The following is a 16095-nucleotide window of genomic DNA, read 5'->3' as shown; positions in this document are numbered from 1 at the left end:
AATGGCAATCATAACGATGATTTTTCGGAAAATGGCGAAGAACCGCTGGCTTCAGCTGAATCTCTGGCTGGGACTTACGATATGCGTGGCGCTCTTCAGCTCCATGCCGCTGTACTCGCACGCGATCTTGCAGCGTACCTTGTTCAAAGAACTGCAGCAGCTGCAGAAGGACCAAAACGTCTACCCCGGCCTGCTGAGGGCCACGACGTCCGTTTCCGGCGGCCGTTCGTTCGAGACGACGCATTCGCTGATCCAGAAGGCGGAACGGTACATGGAAGATGCCCCGCGCAGGCTGGGCTTGGATTCGCAGGCTTTCATCGTCTCGCGCAGCACCCAGTCGTTCAGAGTGCTGCCTGCGGACGCATCGGATCAAGAGAAACGGGAAATGACGGTGTCCGGAAGCTTCCGGACGGTATCGGATCTTGAGAAGCGCGTGAAGATCATCGACGGACGGCTGCCGGATCCGAAGCGCAGCGACGGCGTGTATGAAGCGCTCGTCACGCAGAAGTTCATCATCGATCTGAAGCGCGATCTCGGCAAAGAGCTTCTGTATACCAACAAGGATACGGGCGATACCATTCGAATCATTCCGGTCGGCATCGTGGAATCCAAGCAAACGACCGCCTACGATCAATACAACGTGGATTCGAGCAATTCGGCCTTCTTTATTCCGTTCGAGCAGTTCAATCATGATTTCGTCGACCAACAAGGACCGCTCAAGCTCTCGGTTCTGGCATGGCAGTATTCGCTTGACTACGAACAAATGAATATTGACCATATCGAAACGTACTTGGCGCAGTTCAAGGCCATGACGACGTATTTCAACACGCGCATCGGAATCGGCAACGTCGAGATGCCGGCCAAAAATCCGATCGCGACGTATACGGAGAAGAAAGACAAGTTGAATCTCATGCTGTGGTCGCTGTATTCGCCGGTAATGTTCATGCTTGCTTTCTACCTGTACATGGCGGCCAATCTCATTATCGATCGGCAGAAGACGGAGATATCGGTGCTCCGGAGCCGTGGCGCGAGCCGGATGCAGATCATGTCCGTCTTCCTGATCGAGAGCGTGATGCTCGGCGTGCTGGCCTTGGCGGCGGGACCCTTCATCGGAGTTTACTTTACGAAGCTGCTCGGCGCGTCCAGCGGGTTTCTGGAGTTCGTCCAGCGCGCCTCGCTGGATGTCGCTTTGAACAGCTTGGCCTACCGGATCGCGGCCGCTGCGGTCGCGGGTTCCATCGTGCTGATTCTGATCCCGGCGTTCCTGGCAACGAAGGTGACGATCGTCGGACACAAGCAGCGGATGGCACGGATGACCAAGTTGTCGTTCTGGCATAAGATCGGCGCCGATTTCATCTTGATGGGCATCTCGATCTATATGCTGTACCGTTTCAACAACCAGCTAACCGATTTGAAGAAGCTTGCGCTTGATCCGACCTCCATTCAGGTGGATCCGCTGATGTTCTTCATGCCGGCGGTTTTCTCGCTGGGGGCGGGATTGTTTATCCTTCGGATTTACCCGTGGTTCATCAAATTGGTATTTTGGATCGGCCGCAAATGGTGGACGCCCGCTTTATACTCCACGCTGCTGCAAATCAGCCGTTCTTCGTCCCAATACTTAACCATCAAGGTGTTTCTGATCATGACGATCGCGACGGGCTTGTTCAGCGCGAATGCCGCGCGGACCATTAACGGAAACATGGAAGACCGGATTCAGTATACGACCGGCTCCGATATCCAGCTGTCCGTCCATTGGGACAATGACAAGCCGCCTCCGCCGCCTCCGGGCGCGCCGCAAGCAGCGGCTCCCGAAGGGGATACGGCGGCTGCCGCGCCGAAGGTCGTCACCTATACGGAGCCTTCTTTCATCACGATGACCGGCCTGGAGGGCGTGGATTCGGCTGCCCGCGTGTTCAGGAAGGACGACGCCAGCTTTGCCGCAGGCGGACAGAACGGCGCAGCCACCCTATACGGCATCGATACGTACGACTTCGGCAAAGTGGCATGGATGCGCGGCGGCCTGCTGCAATATCCGCTCAACAGCTATTTGAATCTGCTTGCCTCCAATCCGAAAGCGGTACTCGTGTCGCGTTCCATGGCGAAGCAATTCAAGGTCAAGACCGGCGACACCATCTCCGCGAAATGGGAAGGACTCGACAGCGCGGACTTCATCGTATACGGCATCGTCGACTATTGGCCGGGCTGGAGCCCGCTCCCGATGTCCGGCGACGAGAGCGATCCGAACGTTCGCCTGCCGAATCTCATCGTCGGTCAGCTCCCGTACATTCAGAACCATCTGGCGCTGGAACCGTACGAAGTATGGATCAAGCTGAAGGACGGCGTAGGCAGCAAAGTGATCTATGACGACTTGATCAAGAAGGAAATCCCGATCGAAAATCTCGTCGACGCCAACCAGCTGTTGATCCGGTCGAAAAACGATCCGTTCCGGTTGGCCATTAACGGCGTCATGACGCTGGGCTTCGTGATCTCGATGCTGATCAGCTTCTTCGGATTCCTGTTGTTCTGGGTGCTTACGCTCTCGAGCAGAACGCTGCAGTTCGGCATCCTGCGGGCGATGGGCATCTCGTTCAGGCAAATCATCGGCATGCTTCTAAGCGAGCAGCTGCTGACCTCGGCGGCGGCCATTCTATTCGGCGTCGTGATCGGCAATACCGTCAGCAGCCTGTTCGTGCCGCTGTTCCAGCTGTCGTTCAACGCATCTGACCAAGTGCCGCCGTTCTCGATCGTTCGGCAGCTCAGCGATTACGTGCAGCTGTACAGCGTCGTCGGCTTCATGCTGGCGATCGGCCTTGCCGTGCTCGGTGTCCGGGTTTCGCGCATGAAGATTACGCAGGCGCTGAAGCTAGGGGAGGAATAAACGATGATCCATTGCGACGGGCTTGTGAAAATTTATAAGACCGACGACCTGGAGGTCGTCGCATTGCAAGGGCTGGACCTGCACGTGGAGGCCGGCGAGCTGATGGCGATCATCGGCAACAGCGGCAGCGGCAAATCGACGCTGCTGAACATGCTCGGCGGACTTGACAGACCGTCCGCGGGCAAGCTGCTCGTGGACGAGAAGGATTTGTTGAAGTTCACGGAACGCGACCTGGTAAAGTATAAACGCGAATCCGTCGGCTTCGTATGGCAGAACAACGCCCGTAACTTGATTCCGTATTTGACGGCGCTCGAGAACGTGGAGCTGCCGATGCTGCTGAGAGGCCGGAGCAAACGGATACGGGCGCTTGAGCTGCTGGATGCCGTCGGCCTCAGCCACCGGATCAAGAACCGGCTGAGCGAGCTTTCCGGCGGGGAGCAGCAGCGCGTAGCCATCGCCATCGCGCTGTCGAACGAGCCGAAGCTGCTGCTGGCCGATGAGCCGACAGGGTCGCTGGATACGAAGATGTCGAATCAGATCCTGGATTTATTCCGTGAGCTGAACCGCAGCATCGGCATCACGATCGTCATCGTTACGCATGACCCGCTGCTGGCGAGGAAGGTGGACCGCGTCGTGGCCATCCGCGATGGCAAGACGTCCTCGGAGATTATCAGGCGCCAGTCGTATGCGGAGGAACTTGCGGCGCTTGAGAACGGCGAAGCCGCAGCCGGGGAAGAGAGTCATGTGGAATATGCCGTCATCGATAAGTCAGGGCGTCTGCAGATTCCGTCCACGTACCTGCAAGCCGAAGAATTCAAGGAGAAGAATAAAGTGCGCGTCGAGAAAGAAGACGGGCGGATCATCATCTATCCGCCGGAATCCTGACCGCTTCGTGCCGCAGCTTCAACGAATCCGCAGCATCGGACCGCTTTCGCGAAGAAAGCGGTCTTTCCTTTGTGGTTGAAGCAGGACTGGTTTAAATCATAGTTTACGTATGGGAATAATGGTTATATAATGAAGCTATTCATGGATCTACAAGGGGGAATTGCGATATGCCGAAAGTGATCATCATTAACGGAAGCCCGAATCCGGTTTCCCGGTTGAACGGCATTCTGTTTTACGCGGAAGAGAAGCTCGCTTCGCTCGGTTGGGACATCGTGCATTTGCATGTAGCGTCCTTGCCCGCGGAAGATTTGATTAAGGCCCGTTACGACAGCCCGGCCATCTCCGAAGCAAGCCGCCTCGTGGCGGAAGCCGACGCGGTTATCGTCGCTAGCCCTGTCTATAAAGCCTCCTACACGGGCGTGCTCAAGACCTTCCTGGATCTGCTCCCGCAAAAAGGCCTGGCCGGCAAAATCGTGCTGCCGCTCTTTATCGGCGGAACGATCGCGCATCTGCTCGCCATCGATTACTCCCTGAAGCCGCTGCTGTCCGCGCTTTATGTGAAGCATGTAGAGACGGGCGTCTATGCGGTAGACTCGCAAATCCTCAAAACCGACGACGGATCGCTCATCATCGAAGAAGAGCTGGCTCAACGGTTGAACGCGGCGATCGCTTCGTTCGCGGAAACGACGCTGCTGCTGAAGCAGCCGTCCATCATTCCGAACGCGTAAACCTTGGCGTCAACAGGGGAAACGGCGATGTTTCGCCTGAACAAGTAACAAGCAACTAGCGACAAGCAACCACGCAAAAAAGCAGCGGTGCCGGGCTTATCCGGCATTCCGCTGCTTTTTTCGTTTTCGTCGAACCGACTATTTCGTCAGCTGCTCCATTTGTTCGATTAAGCTTTCGAATACGCTCATGGCTTCCTCGATCGGTTCCGGCGAGGACATGTCGACGCCGGCTTTCTTGAGGATGTTGATGGAATAGTCGCTTCCGCCGCTCTTCAGGAAGCCGAGGTAACGCTCGACTGCCGGAGCGCCTTCCTCCAGGATTTGCTTGGAGAAGCTCGTCGCCGCGGAGAAGCCCGTCGCGTATTTGAAGACGTAGAAGCTCGTATAGAAATGCGGAATGCGCGCCCATTCCATTTCGATGTCCTTGTCGATGACCATGCCGTCGCCGTAGTAGAGCTTGTTAAGATCGTAATAGATTTTGCTGAGATCCTGCGGCGTCAAGGACTCGCCTTCCTCCGCGCGCTCGTGGATGAGCTTCTCGAACTCCGCGAACATCGTTTGACGGAATACCGTCGTTCGGAATTGGTCGGCGTAGTACGTCAGCAGGTACATTTTTTCCTTCGGGTCGGTCGATTTCTTCAGCATGTAATCCATGAGAAGCGCTTCGTTCAGCGTCGACGCGACCTCGGCAAGGAAGATCGTATATTGCGCGTCGCGGTAATCCTGGTTGCCGTCGGAGTAGTACGAGTGCAGCGCATGACCCATCTCGTGCGTCAACGTGAACATGCTGTTCAGGTTGTCCTTGTGGTTCAGCAGCACGTACGGATGCGTGCCGTAAGCGCCCCAGCTGTAGGCGCCGTTCCGTTTGCCTTCGTTCTCGTACACGTCGATCCAGCTGTTGTCGAAGCCGTCCTGGAGCACGCTCAGATAATCCTCGCCAAGCGGCTTCAAGCTTGCTTTGACCGTTTCTTTGGCCTGCTCGTAGGTAATATCCATTTTGAACTCGTCTACGAGCGGAGCGAACAAGTCGTACATATGAAGCTCGTCGACCTTCAGCAGCTTCTTGCGCAGCTCCATGTAGCGGTGCATCAGAGGCAGATGCTTATGGATGGCGCCGATCAGGTTCGTATAGACTTCCTTCGGGATGTTATCCCCGTAGAGGGACATCTCGAGGGCGGAAGGGTATTTACGGGCGCGCGAGTAGAAAATGTTCTTCGTCACGTTGGCGCTCAGCGTGGTGGCGATCGTGTTCTTCAGCTTGCCGTACGTGTCGTACATCGCTTTAAACGCGGCTTCGCGCACTTCGCGGTTTTTGCTTTCGAGAAACTGTATGTAGCGGCCTTGGGTCAGCTCGACTTCTTCGCCGTTCTCGTCCTTCACTTTCGGGAACTTGAGGTCGGCGTTGTTCAGCATGCTGAAGATCGTGCTCGGCGCCTGGCTGATGTTGCCGACCTGCGCGAGCAGCGCTTCCTCCGATTTGGAGAGCACATGCGCTTTTTGACGGCGCATTTCTTCAAGCGTTTGCTTGTATTTCGCGAGGTCCAGATTCTCGATCATCGCGCTTAGCGCTTCATCGGAGAGACTCAGCACCTCGGGAGTAATGAAGGAAAGCGCTTCGCCGGTTTCGACGCTCAGTTTCTTGGACTTCTCGGACAAGGCTTGGAAGACGGGCTCGGCCGTGTCCTCATGATGCTTCATGTTGGCGTATACGTAGAGGCGTTCGATTTTGAGCGACAGATCGTCTTCGAGCTGGAAGCAGGCTTTCAATTGCGCCGGATCGCCCAGCTTGCCTTGGAAAGCTTCTACGCCCTTCATTTGCTCTTTGGCCTGCGCGTATTCCTTGTCCCATGCGGATTGATCCGCAAATAAGTCCTCGAGCTTCCAACGGTATTCGGGTGCGATTTCGGATCGCTTCGGTACGTGGTTCATAGGAACCCTCCTCGCCTCGGTTTTGGATGGTGAATCGGATAGTGCGGCATGGGTTGCTTGCGTAAGCAAGCGGTCCGCGCTGCCCTGCAGCAGCGAGAACGATAGAACGATCGGCAGCCATTTCATGCCGGAGGTCACGCTCCCTTGACAGAAGTTGCCTCTTAGTGTGACCCGGCTGCGCGTTCGTTATGAACCCATGGTCGTCAAGCTGTAAACGACTAAGAAAAATGCAAAGGCGATAAAGACGATGGCCGCGATGGCCATGCCCCTGCGCAGGCTTGCGGGAATGTTGTTTCGCTGCATGAGAATGATGCCGCCCAGCGAAAAAGCAGCGATGATGAAAATAATCGTAGATGTCGTATCCATCTGATTAGAGCTCCCCTCCGCACAACCTATGCATGTTTACCTACGGTTATGTTCGCTAAACGAGTTCCATATTCCTCCTGCAGGGAGGAAGGCTTTCGCTAAACCTCCCGGAAATTAGCGAGAATCTCGGCGCGTTCTTCTTCCCTGCCCGCGTAATCCGCGAGACGGAAGCGGTTCTCGGCCCAGTGCAGCATTTCCGGACGGCTGACGAACGTGTGGCATTCTTCGCCCCATTGGTCGGAGATTTCGCGCACGATCAGCGTTTTGCCTTGTACCTCCACGGAGAGCATGTTGTATTTGTCGGTTTTATAGATTTGTACTTTCTTAAACATAAGGACCACCCTTTCGGAAATATAGCTTGTGTATCCTACCATGATAGCCAAAAATCAGGGTAGAAATCAAATGGATCCCGTGCTAAAATATGGAATCCCGATTGAAGGACGCTGGTTTATCTGCATACCGGGAGGGCCTGAGCAGCATCAAGAAGAGCTGAGCAGCGCCAAGACGAGCGGAAGCGTAGTCGAGATGAGACGAGATGAGACGAGGAGAGATGAACAAATGAGTCAACGTTACGAGCAGGTTGGAGTTGCCGTGACATGCCGCAGCTTCGAGGAGTACATGCGCATGTTCGATTTCAGCGAGCAGGAACTGACCGGACGGCTGCTGGATATCGCCGGAGGAGCTTCTTCGTTTACTGCGGACGCAGTCACGAGGAAGCTTGACGCCTATGCCGCGGATCCGCGATACGCGCTCGACGGCGAGACGCTGGTCAAGGAAGCCCGGGAAGAAATCGCGGCATCGACGGCCAAGCTGGAGAAGCTGGCCGACAAATTCGACTTCAGCTACTATGGCGGACTGGCGAACCACCGCGCGCAGCGCGAGGCTTCGCTGGAACGGTTCGCGGCGCACATCGCCGATCCTGCGGTACGCGAGAGACGCTATGTGGCGGGAGCCTTGCCGAAGCTTCCGTTCGATACGGATGCATTCGACATCGTGCTTTGCAGTCATTTTTTATTTCTTTACGAAGAGCAGTTCGGTCATGAATTCCACCGCGAAGCCGTTCTCGAGATGATGCGCGTCTGCCGGCCGGGCGGAACGATTCGGGTTTATCCGATCATGTCGCTTAATTGGACGCCGTACGCGCATATGGATGAGCTGCTGGAGACCATTCGCGGGCAAGGCGGATCGCCGGGCTTTTTCCGGTCCAAGCTGCCGTTTATACCTGGATCGGAGCTTGGTCTATTTATCGACCTTTAATTCCGAAACGCTCCCTATGGGCATATGATGGAGGAAGCCGCCGGTTAACGGTGCTCATCTGTGGGAGGTTGTTGCATTGAAAGGAACAGTAAAATGGTTTAACGCGGAAAAAGGCTACGGATTCATTCAAGTGGAGAACGGCGAAGACGTCTTCGTTCATTATTCCGCTATCCAAGGCGAAGGCTTCAAGTCGCTCGACGAAGGTCAAAATGTTGAATTCGACATTACGCAGGGCAACCGCGGACCCCAAGCCGCCAACGTTATTAAATTGTAAGATTGCCGCTTCCGCCGGAAGCTTCTTATAATGGAGTAATGACATGGAGAACTGCCGCCAATACGATGACCCGGCCGGGTAGGCCGGGTTTTTTGTTTCGAGGGAGATTTTGCGCCGGATGGCGCTGCAAAGGCGCGGCAAGCGCGTGGAAAGGGCCGGCCAAGCGCCCGGAGCCGCTCTGCGCGAGCTTCGTTAGTCGTTGCGGCTGACGTAATGTTTGATCAAGAAGGCCGCCGAAGCGATGAGGGCGAGCGCCATCGCGAGCTGGAAGAAGGCCGGTTTGCCGTAAGCCTCGTAGACGGCTCCGCCTGCCGTGCCGCTGATGACGCCTGCGAAGCCGCTCCAGATGACGGCGTATGCGGCTTGGCCGGACGAACGGTATTCATCCGGAATGATGGATGTCAGGTAGCGCAGCGCCGTGACGAAGTAGATGCCGAAGGTCACGCTGTGCATCGCTTGGATGGGAATAATCCACCCCGGCGAAGTGATCTCGCTGACCAGCCAGAAGCGCAGCGCATACAACAGGCTTGCGATCGCGAGGAGGGGCAGCTCCTTGAATTTATGGCCGTATTTGCCGAGCAGGAACAGCACCGGAATCTCGCTGATCGCGGACGTGAGCCATGCGGCCCCGACGAGCGAGTCGCTGGCGCCCATGTCGCGCATCGTGACGGCGAGGAAACCTTCGTACATCCGGTGCGAGATCGAGACGACCAGAATGATGGCGAAGTAAACGATGATGCTGCGCTTGCGGATCAACTGGAAGAAGCCCGAAAAATTGATTTTACTCGCCGCGCCTTGATAATCTCGGAGCGTAAAGGTCAGCAGCAGCGTGATGCCAATCGAAATAACCGTAAGCGTGATGGTAAAACCGGTTCCGGTCACCTTCAGCAGCTGGCCGATCAGGAATGCGGATATCGCGAATCCGAGCGAGCCGAAGATCCGAATGTGCGCATACGGCTTTGACGTGTATTGGCTCGACAACAGGATCAGGCTGTCGCTGAGCGGATTGACGGGCGTATAGAAGAAATAGTAGGCCAGCATGATGACACAGACAATGATGAAGGCGTCCGTGGAGAACAACAGCGATACCATGACCAACTGTCCGAACATCAGCACGGTCATGATTTTCTTGATGGTCCGAAGCCTGTCGCTCGCGGTGCCGAACAAGATGTTGGCGAAGATCGAAATAAACGGTCCGATGGAATAAATGACGCCGATTTGCGAGGGACTGTAGCCCTTGTCCAAGAAATAGAGCGGAAAGTAGGATACGACAAGCGCCTGCGTCGTATAAACCATGTACATAAAGATGCGAAGCATGAGCACTTCGCGGCCTGCTGCCGTTCGCGCGGCGGCGGCGGGCTGCCCGGATCCTTGACGGGCCGGGGATTGCAACGAATTCACGATGATGTCACTCCAAATCTGCCCTTGAAATATGTAACCCAGTATAGCATATGGGGAACATGTTTTCGCGCTGGATTTACACTCTATGAAATGGTACATTAGTGGATGGAGGTTTTGAGACGTGAACCATTACTTTACATGGGATGACCGGCTTGGAATCTCGCTCCCGACGCTTCATCAGGAGTGGGAGCGATTCAGCGAAGCGGAACGAACATACATCGTGACGCAGTGGGAAGGCATCCGCGGGACGATTCCCGAACGGGTTATCGCGATCGAACGCGTTATTAATGCGAAGCAGGCAGAGCTCTTCGAGGAAGAAGACTTTGAGCGTTCCTGCGGCATTAATTCGGACATCGCGGATTTGGCCAGCCGAATCAATGACTTGCATATATGGTACCGAATGAACCAGGACGTCGAAAGCAAGCGCCATTCCTAGCTAGCGGATTGGCTTAAAGGAGGGCGCCCATTTATGAACCTGTCAGCGCAGGCCCGCCAAGTGCCCAAAACACCCGTTACCCTCATGTACAGGGTATACAAATACGTGTTGCCGGAAGTGCGCGCGGAGCTGGCTCGTTTACGGGTCATCGCCGAACGGATTCCGGATGATGAATTGCGCGTTCAAGCGCTCGCCAGCATGACGAGCAAGCAGTTCCACTGCGAAGGTGGCGGCATCTACGCTGCCGCCCATTTGGACAGCAGGCATATTCTCGTCCCACTGATCGTCTGCCTGCAGACGATCAGTGACTATTTGGACAACTTGTGCGACCGAAGCACTTCGCTCGATGCCGGCGACTTCCGCCTGCTCCACCAATCCATGCTGGATGCGGTTGATCCGGATGCGCCTCTGCGCGATTATTACGCGCTGCGCGCGGAGAACGACGACGGCGGCTATTTGCACGAGCTTGTCCGCACATGCCAAGCGAACGTGAAGCGGCTGCCTTCTTATGCCGTCGTTCATTCGTACGTGCGGGAGCTTGTCGCTCTCTACGGCGATTTGCAGGTGTACAAGCATATCGCGAAGGATCTGCGGGAGCCCGCCCTGCTGGAATGGTGGGAGAAGCATCGCCATTCCGTGCCGGACCTGCAGTGGAACGAGTTTGCGGCGGCAACGGGTTCGACCCTGGGCATGTTCATGCTGTTCCTTACCGCTTCGTACGGCGACTGTACGCCTGAGGATGCGCTGCGCATTCGAAGCGCGTATTTTCCGCATGTATGCGGACTTCATATCATGCTCGATTATTTGATCGATCAAGAAGAAGACCGAATCGGCGGCGATTTGAACTTTTGTAATTATTACGGCAGCCAAAGCGAGCTGATCGAGCGGATCGGAACCATCGTCGAACATGCCCGCAAGGACGTCGACAGGCTGCCTGCTTCGCGTTTTCACCGGATGGTCATCGAGGGGCTGATCGCGCTCTACCTGTCCGATCCCAAGGTGAGCGGCCAGAAGGATGTGGAGCTCGTCTCCAAAAGGCTGATGCGCAGAAGCCCGCTGACGCGGTTGTTCTTCTGGGGGAACAGCGTCATCATCCGGAAGCGCCAATCATCGAGCGAATCGGTAAATTGATGTACTAGCTATGTATAGATCATATAGAGGAGTGAAGAGGAATGTCAGCAGTAAAATCGATTGCCGTTCTAACTAGTGGGGGAGACTCGCAGGGCATGAACGCCGCGGTGCGCGCCGTCGTGCGCAGCGCCTTGTATCATGGCCTTGAAGTATATGGCGTTCAGCGCGGTTACCAAGGGTTGCTCAACAACGACTTGCGCCAAATGGATCTTCGCAGCGTCGGCGACATTATCCAGCGCGGAGGAACGATTTTGCAAACCGCGCGCTGCAAGGAGTTTCTGACGCCCGAAGGGCAGCAAAGAGGCGCGGAGGTGCTGCGCGAGCGGGGCATCGACGGACTCGTCGTCATCGGCGGCGACGGCTCTTACCAAGGGGCGAACAAGCTTTCCAAGCTCGGCATCAAGACGATGGGACTTCCCGGAACGATCGATAACGATATTCCTTTTACCGACTATACGATTGGCTTCGATACGGCGGTCAGCATCGTCGTCGATGCGATCAACAAGCTTCGCGACACGATGACCTCGCACGAGCGCTCCTCGATCGTCGAGGTTATGGGACGTCATTGCGGAGATATCGCGCTTTACGCGGGCCTTGCCAGCGGCGCGGAGACGATTATCGTACCGGAAGTGCCGTACGATCTGGACGCGGTCGCGAACCGGATGAAAGATAACTTCGCTTCCGGCAAGCGCCACAGCATTATTATCGTTGCCGAAGGCGCGGGCTCGGGCGAAGAGATCGGAGACGGCATCATGGCGCGCTGCGGCATGGAGCCACGCGTCACGGTGCTCGGACATATCCAGCGCGGCGGTTCCCCGACGCACAAGGACCGCATTCTGGCGAGTGAGCTCGGCGACTTCGCGGTCCGCAAGCTCATGGAAGGCGATTCCGGCAAAGCCTGCGGCATCATTAACGGCGTACTCACGGTGACGGATATCGATAAAGTCGTGAACACGAAGAAGCCGTTCAACATGGAGCTCTACAACTTGGCGCTTCGCCTATCGCAATAGGTTGCCGGCACAAGCCTTGGATCATGCCAACCCCGGACGAATGTCCGCGGAGGCTTCCGAGGCTTTATTCATGCCGTTCGAGCGGTAGGCAGTTATGGCGGGCTATTACATAGAAGGGAGGCTGCTGCGATGTTTTTATACAAAATCGAGATCGAACTCGAGGACGCTTCGGGGCAATTGATCGTATTGGCCGAAACGGACGAGAAAGCATTTGAAACGGTAGACAGCCAATTGGAACGGCATTACCTCAAGATGCCCGTGCTCAAGTCCGCGGCGATCGTGGAGAAGAAGCGGACCGCGACGGGCGCGGGTTATTATGTTCCCCATCAGACATAGAAGGAAAAAGGACGGTACCAACTACTTAGGTAATAATTCCCTTGACCAAATTGACTTTACACACTACCATGTATGTAAAGTTGGCTTGGTGGAGGGGTTTTTTTATATGCGCATTACGATCATCGCGGGAGCGACCCGTCGTGAATCTACGAGTGCGGGAATTTCCGCTTATATCGGAAGGTTGATACAGGAAGAAGGTCATGAGGTGACCTTGTTCGATCTGCGGGAGAAGCCGGTGCCGCTGTATAACGACGATGACGAGGACATGCATCCGAATACGTCCGAATTGCAGGATGCGGTCCTGCACGCGGATGCCGTCGTGCTCAGCACGCCCGAGTACCATGGCAGCATATCCGGCGTGTTGAAGAACGCGCTGGACTATTTGGGCAAGGATCAGTTCTGCGATAAAGCCGTTCTCTCGGTAAGCTCGGCTGGCGGCGCGGTAGGCGTCAGCTCGCTGCAGCATATGCAGACGATCGTACGCAACGTGCACGGCATTAATTCGCCGGAATGGATCTCGATCGGCGGCGCGCAGCGCCAGTTCAAGCCGGACGGCACGCCGGAGTCGGCGGATGTTCAGAACCGCGTGCATCGGACGGTGACGTACTTCCTGCAGCTGGCCGCGAAACTTCGCGCCTAGCATGTTGGAAGGTATAAATAAGGCATGAATAAAAAGCTCTGCGGGACCGAAGGCGGAATGTATTCCGCTCGGCTCCTCAGAGCTTTTTCCGGCAGGGATTCTTTTGTCATTTATGATTGCCGGCTATTACTTTTCATTAATTCAGTAAAGCGTCAGTAACGCTGGGGCCCTATTCTCGTGCCGAATCAATAGTTCGCATCCGCCGTGTAGCGGTTGTTGGCGTTCCACAGCAGGTATTCATCGACGCCGGCTTCGTGCAGCGCTTTGATCTGCGCTTCGATCTGAGGTTTGCCGTACGGGATATAATGGCCTTTGCCGAGCCAGCTCGCCGTGAAGTCTTGAATCCAAGGCCGGATAACGGGTTTATAGGAGCCGATGGGATTCAGCTTCTTGAGCGTGTCCTTCATGGCGCCCTTAATCGTGGCGTAAGGATTCGTGTCGGGATCCTTCACGCCGAACCAGCCCGGACCGTAGTGGCTCGGATAGATCATGGGCGCGATGACGTCCACGTACTTCGAAATTTTCACGAAATCCTGCCCGATGCCTTCGGCGGCCGGGACGGAAGCGGCGTAACCGAAGATGTCGACGGAGACGCGGACGCCGAGCGGCTCCAACTGAGCCTTGGCGTACTTTACGAAAGCCGCGATCGTATCCACGCGCGACGCCTGCGTTTTATCGAAGACGAGGGAATCCGCTTTGTTCTCGAAGCCTTCCGGAAACCGGACGTAGTCGAATTGGATTTCTTTGAAGCCCAGCTTGGCGGCTTCTTTGGCTGCGGCAACGTTATAGTCCCAGACTTCCTTGCGGTAAGCGTTTACGAAACTGTCGCCTTTGGCATTCGCCCATACCGATCCGTCCTTGCGCCGGAAGGACAGTTCCGGATGCTTCTTGGCAAGCACCGTATCCTTGAAGACGACGATGCGCCCGATCGGATAAACATTATGCTTCTTCAGCTTTTCCATCAAGGCGGGCATGTCGCGGATGAATTTCTGCGGCTTGCCGTACTTGAGCAGATCGGGATTCGACGTCGGGAACGTGATGTAGCCGTTGTCGTCCTTGAGGTCGATGACCATGCTGTTCAGCGGCGTATCGTCGAGCAGTTTCAGGAGGGAGTCCATGCGCGCGCCGCCGGCGCTGTAAGCCGTTACGTATATGCCTTTGGACGCCGGTGCCCCTGGCTGCGGATCGTGTTTGACGAATGCGCTGCCCGTATTGCCGGCATTCCCTGTTGGCGGGTCCGTGACGGCCGGAAGATGCTCTCCCGGCGTTTCCGACGATCCGAATGCGCCTGGCTGCAGCTTAGCGGCAGGTGCCGTCAAGATGGAAGCAAGCAATTGATGCGCTGCCGTTGTTTCCGTTCCTGCGGTCGCAGGCGTTCCGGTTCCCGACATGACATGAAACAATAATAATAAGGCCGAGAAGAGTGCATCCATCGCGTTCGCTCCTTCGTTTGCGGGATCCATTTCATTGTAATGCAGCCGACGAAAATGACACAGGGTATTCCGTATGAATTTGAAGGCGGGCTGCGGCTGCACGGGCAATGTCCTGCCCTTACGTATGTATATAAACAAAAAAAGAACGAGAACAACAGCTGTTGTTCTCGTTCTGACGATCTATTGCAAAAGCACTTCTCTTTGGTGCTCGCAGATACTTTGCTGCACGATTTCCATCGCGTCTTCAGGTTCCAACCATGCCAGTCCATCCCGCAGCACGATATTCAAATTCAATTCCCGCTCCGTGAGGAAAGGCACTAATTCAGGTGCTAGCTTCTCCACAATCTGTACGAGCCTGACCGTTTCCATATCCATGAAGCATCACCCTTTCATCGTAATGGAGGGTAAAACGTATGGCACGAAACTGTGTGTTGTACGGGATACTGCTATTATAACAGCCGAATGTTGAAAAACCTAGTGGTCCTTTACAAAATTCCATGTTTGCCTCCGCCCGTTCTCGGGTAAGCGTCCTTACAGGGACGGTTTGCGGAAATCGCCCAGAACGCCGACGGTTTCCACGATATTAACGAAAGCTTTGGGATCGGTTGCCAGAATGATTTTGCGCAGCTCGCCCAGCTCATAACGGGTCGTTACCGTCATGAGCATGTCGTACTCCGTATTCGTATAACCGCCTCGAGTTCGGATAACCGTGACCCCGCGGTAGAGCGGAATGAGCTTCTCCCGCATCAGCTCGGTTTGCGAGGTGATGATGAAGGCCGTCATTTTGACGTGGTTGATGTGGATGAGATCGATGATCTTCCCCGTCGTGAAGATGGAGAGCAGCGAGTAGAGGGCGACATCCCAATCGTCCGTCAGGAAACCGAGCGCCGCAATGACCGATCCGTTTAATCCGAAGATAAGCATGCCGATGGAAATATCCCGCTTGCGCGTCACGATGGCCGCGATAATATCGAAGCCGCCCGAAGAAGAGCCGGCGCGCAGCGCGAGTCCGCTGCCGAATCCGATGACGACGCCGCCGAATACGGCACCGAGCATGAGATCCCCGACCAAGGCCTTGACCGGAATCAATTGCATGAACGCCGTAGTAGCCACGACCGCGACCAAGCTCCAGCCGACGAAACGCATTCCAAGTTCTCGCCAACCCCAGAGTAGAACGGGGACATTTAGAATAAAATATAGCCAGCCGATGTTAAGGCCCGTGGCGTAGCCGACAATCATGGTGATGCCGGAAACGCCGCCGCTGATCAATTGATGGGGGATGAGCAGCTGGTTAAAGCCGAAGGCAATCAGCATGGCGCCGATCAAAGTCGTTGCCGCAGTTCTGGACGTTCTCATGTCGGATTTCACCTCGAAAGCACTTTGCCAAGAAT

Annotated in this window: 17 protein-coding genes; 10 read left to right on the top strand and 7 right to left on the bottom strand. The window is 55.6% G+C overall.

What is annotated here, in order from left to right; all coding sequences use genetic code 11:
* Nucleotide 1: 1 nt before the first annotated feature.
* From GT003_RS11535 to ssuE, 3 genes are all read left to right on the top strand, one after another.
* Entirely contained in the window at nt 2-2878 is a 2877-nt protein-coding gene (locus GT003_RS11535; RefSeq protein WP_161697677.1) for an ABC transporter permease, read from the top strand.
* Nucleotides 2879-2881: 3 nt separating this feature from the next.
* Nucleotides 2882-3763: an ATP-binding cassette domain-containing protein gene (locus tag GT003_RS11530; RefSeq protein ID WP_161697675.1), complete on the top strand. Its 882-nt coding sequence runs from the start codon at nt 2882-2884 to the stop codon at nt 3761-3763.
* 167 nt (nt 3764-3930) lie between these two features.
* The gene (gene ssuE, locus GT003_RS11525; protein ID WP_161697673.1) at nt 3931-4491 is read left to right on the top strand and encodes an NADPH-dependent FMN reductase; all 561 of its coding nucleotides are present in this window, start codon (nt 3931-3933) and stop codon (nt 4489-4491) included.
* Between the two features lie 138 nt (nt 4492-4629).
* Here ssuE and pepF read toward each other — a convergent pair whose 3' ends face one another.
* The 3 genes from pepF to GT003_RS11510 form a co-directional block, all read right to left on the bottom strand.
* Entirely contained in the window at nt 4630-6420 is a 1791-nt protein-coding gene (gene pepF, locus GT003_RS11520; protein WP_161697671.1) for an oligoendopeptidase F, read from the bottom strand.
* A gap of 186 nt (nt 6421-6606) precedes the next feature.
* Nucleotides 6607-6786: a hypothetical protein gene (locus tag GT003_RS11515; protein ID WP_161697669.1), complete on the bottom strand. Its 180-nt coding sequence runs from the start codon at nt 6784-6786 to the stop codon at nt 6607-6609.
* A gap of 98 nt (nt 6787-6884) precedes the next feature.
* Nucleotides 6885-7118 (bottom strand): hypothetical protein, encoded by a 234-nt coding sequence (locus tag GT003_RS11510; RefSeq protein ID WP_161697667.1) that lies wholly within the window; start codon nt 7116-7118, stop codon nt 6885-6887.
* A 226-nt stretch (nt 7119-7344) separates the two neighbouring features.
* Here GT003_RS11510 and GT003_RS11505 point away from each other — a divergent pair, with 226 nt between their 5' ends.
* Both GT003_RS11505 and GT003_RS11500 read left to right on the top strand, forming a co-directional pair.
* On the top strand, nt 7345-8043 hold the full coding sequence (locus GT003_RS11505) for a methyltransferase domain-containing protein (protein ID WP_161697665.1): 699 nt from the start codon (nt 7345-7347) through the stop codon (nt 8041-8043).
* Between the two features lie 76 nt (nt 8044-8119).
* Complete coding sequence (locus GT003_RS11500; RefSeq protein WP_161697663.1) at nt 8120-8317, top strand: cold shock domain-containing protein; 198 nt, start codon at nt 8120-8122, stop codon at nt 8315-8317.
* Nucleotides 8318-8509: 192 nt separating this feature from the next.
* On the opposite strand, the gene GT003_RS11495 is transcribed toward GT003_RS11500, so the two are convergent.
* Nucleotides 8510-9718, bottom strand: a complete 1209-nt coding sequence (locus GT003_RS11495; RefSeq protein ID WP_338045917.1) for an MFS transporter — start codon at nt 9716-9718, stop codon at nt 8510-8512.
* Nucleotides 9719-9839: 121 nt separating this feature from the next.
* On the opposite strand from GT003_RS11495, the gene GT003_RS11490 reads away from it, so the two are divergent.
* The 5 genes from GT003_RS11490 to GT003_RS11470 all read left to right on the top strand — a co-directional run bounded on the left by GT003_RS11490 (nt 9840) and on the right by GT003_RS11470 (nt 13271).
* Nucleotides 9840-10154, top strand: coding sequence for a hypothetical protein (locus GT003_RS11490; protein ID WP_161697661.1), 315 nt, complete (start codon nt 9840-9842; stop codon nt 10152-10154).
* A gap of 33 nt (nt 10155-10187) precedes the next feature.
* A complete protein-coding gene (locus GT003_RS11485) occupies nt 10188-11285 on the top strand; it encodes a tetraprenyl-beta-curcumene synthase family protein (protein WP_161697659.1) in 1098 nt (365 codons plus the stop codon).
* Between the two features lie 41 nt (nt 11286-11326).
* On the top strand, nt 11327-12295 hold the full coding sequence (gene pfkA / locus GT003_RS11480) for a 6-phosphofructokinase (RefSeq protein WP_161697657.1): 969 nt from the start codon (nt 11327-11329) through the stop codon (nt 12293-12295).
* Nucleotides 12296-12424: 129 nt separating this feature from the next.
* Nucleotides 12425-12631 carry a DUF3906 family protein gene (locus GT003_RS11475; protein WP_161697655.1) on the top strand — a complete coding sequence of 69 codons (207 nt, stop codon included), beginning with the start codon at nt 12425-12427 and terminating at the stop codon, nt 12629-12631.
* A gap of 106 nt (nt 12632-12737) precedes the next feature.
* On the top strand, nt 12738-13271 hold the full coding sequence (locus GT003_RS11470; protein ID WP_161697652.1) for an NADPH-dependent FMN reductase: 534 nt from the start codon (nt 12738-12740) through the stop codon (nt 13269-13271).
* A gap of 185 nt (nt 13272-13456) precedes the next feature.
* Here the strand turns inward: GT003_RS11470 and GT003_RS11465 are convergent, their stop codons facing one another.
* From GT003_RS11465 to GT003_RS11455, 3 genes are all read right to left on the bottom strand, one after another.
* Nucleotides 13457-14704: a putative glycoside hydrolase gene (locus tag GT003_RS11465; RefSeq protein WP_161697650.1), complete on the bottom strand. Its 1248-nt coding sequence runs from the start codon at nt 14702-14704 to the stop codon at nt 13457-13459.
* Nucleotides 14705-14884: 180 nt separating this feature from the next.
* On the bottom strand, nt 14885-15079 hold the full coding sequence (locus GT003_RS11460; protein ID WP_161697648.1) for a hypothetical protein: 195 nt from the start codon (nt 15077-15079) through the stop codon (nt 14885-14887).
* A 156-nt stretch (nt 15080-15235) separates the two neighbouring features.
* The gene (locus GT003_RS11455; protein WP_161697646.1) at nt 15236-16060 is read right to left on the bottom strand and encodes a YitT family protein; all 825 of its coding nucleotides are present in this window, start codon (nt 16058-16060) and stop codon (nt 15236-15238) included.
* Between the last annotated feature and the right edge of the window lie 35 nt (nt 16061-16095).

Origin of the sequence: Paenibacillus sacheonensis, assembly GCF_009909195.1 — a bacterium.
Taxonomy (GTDB): Bacteria; Bacillota; Bacilli; order Paenibacillales; family Paenibacillaceae; genus Paenibacillus_Z; species Paenibacillus_Z sacheonensis.
This window is presented reverse-complemented; position numbering and strand designations above follow the sequence as displayed.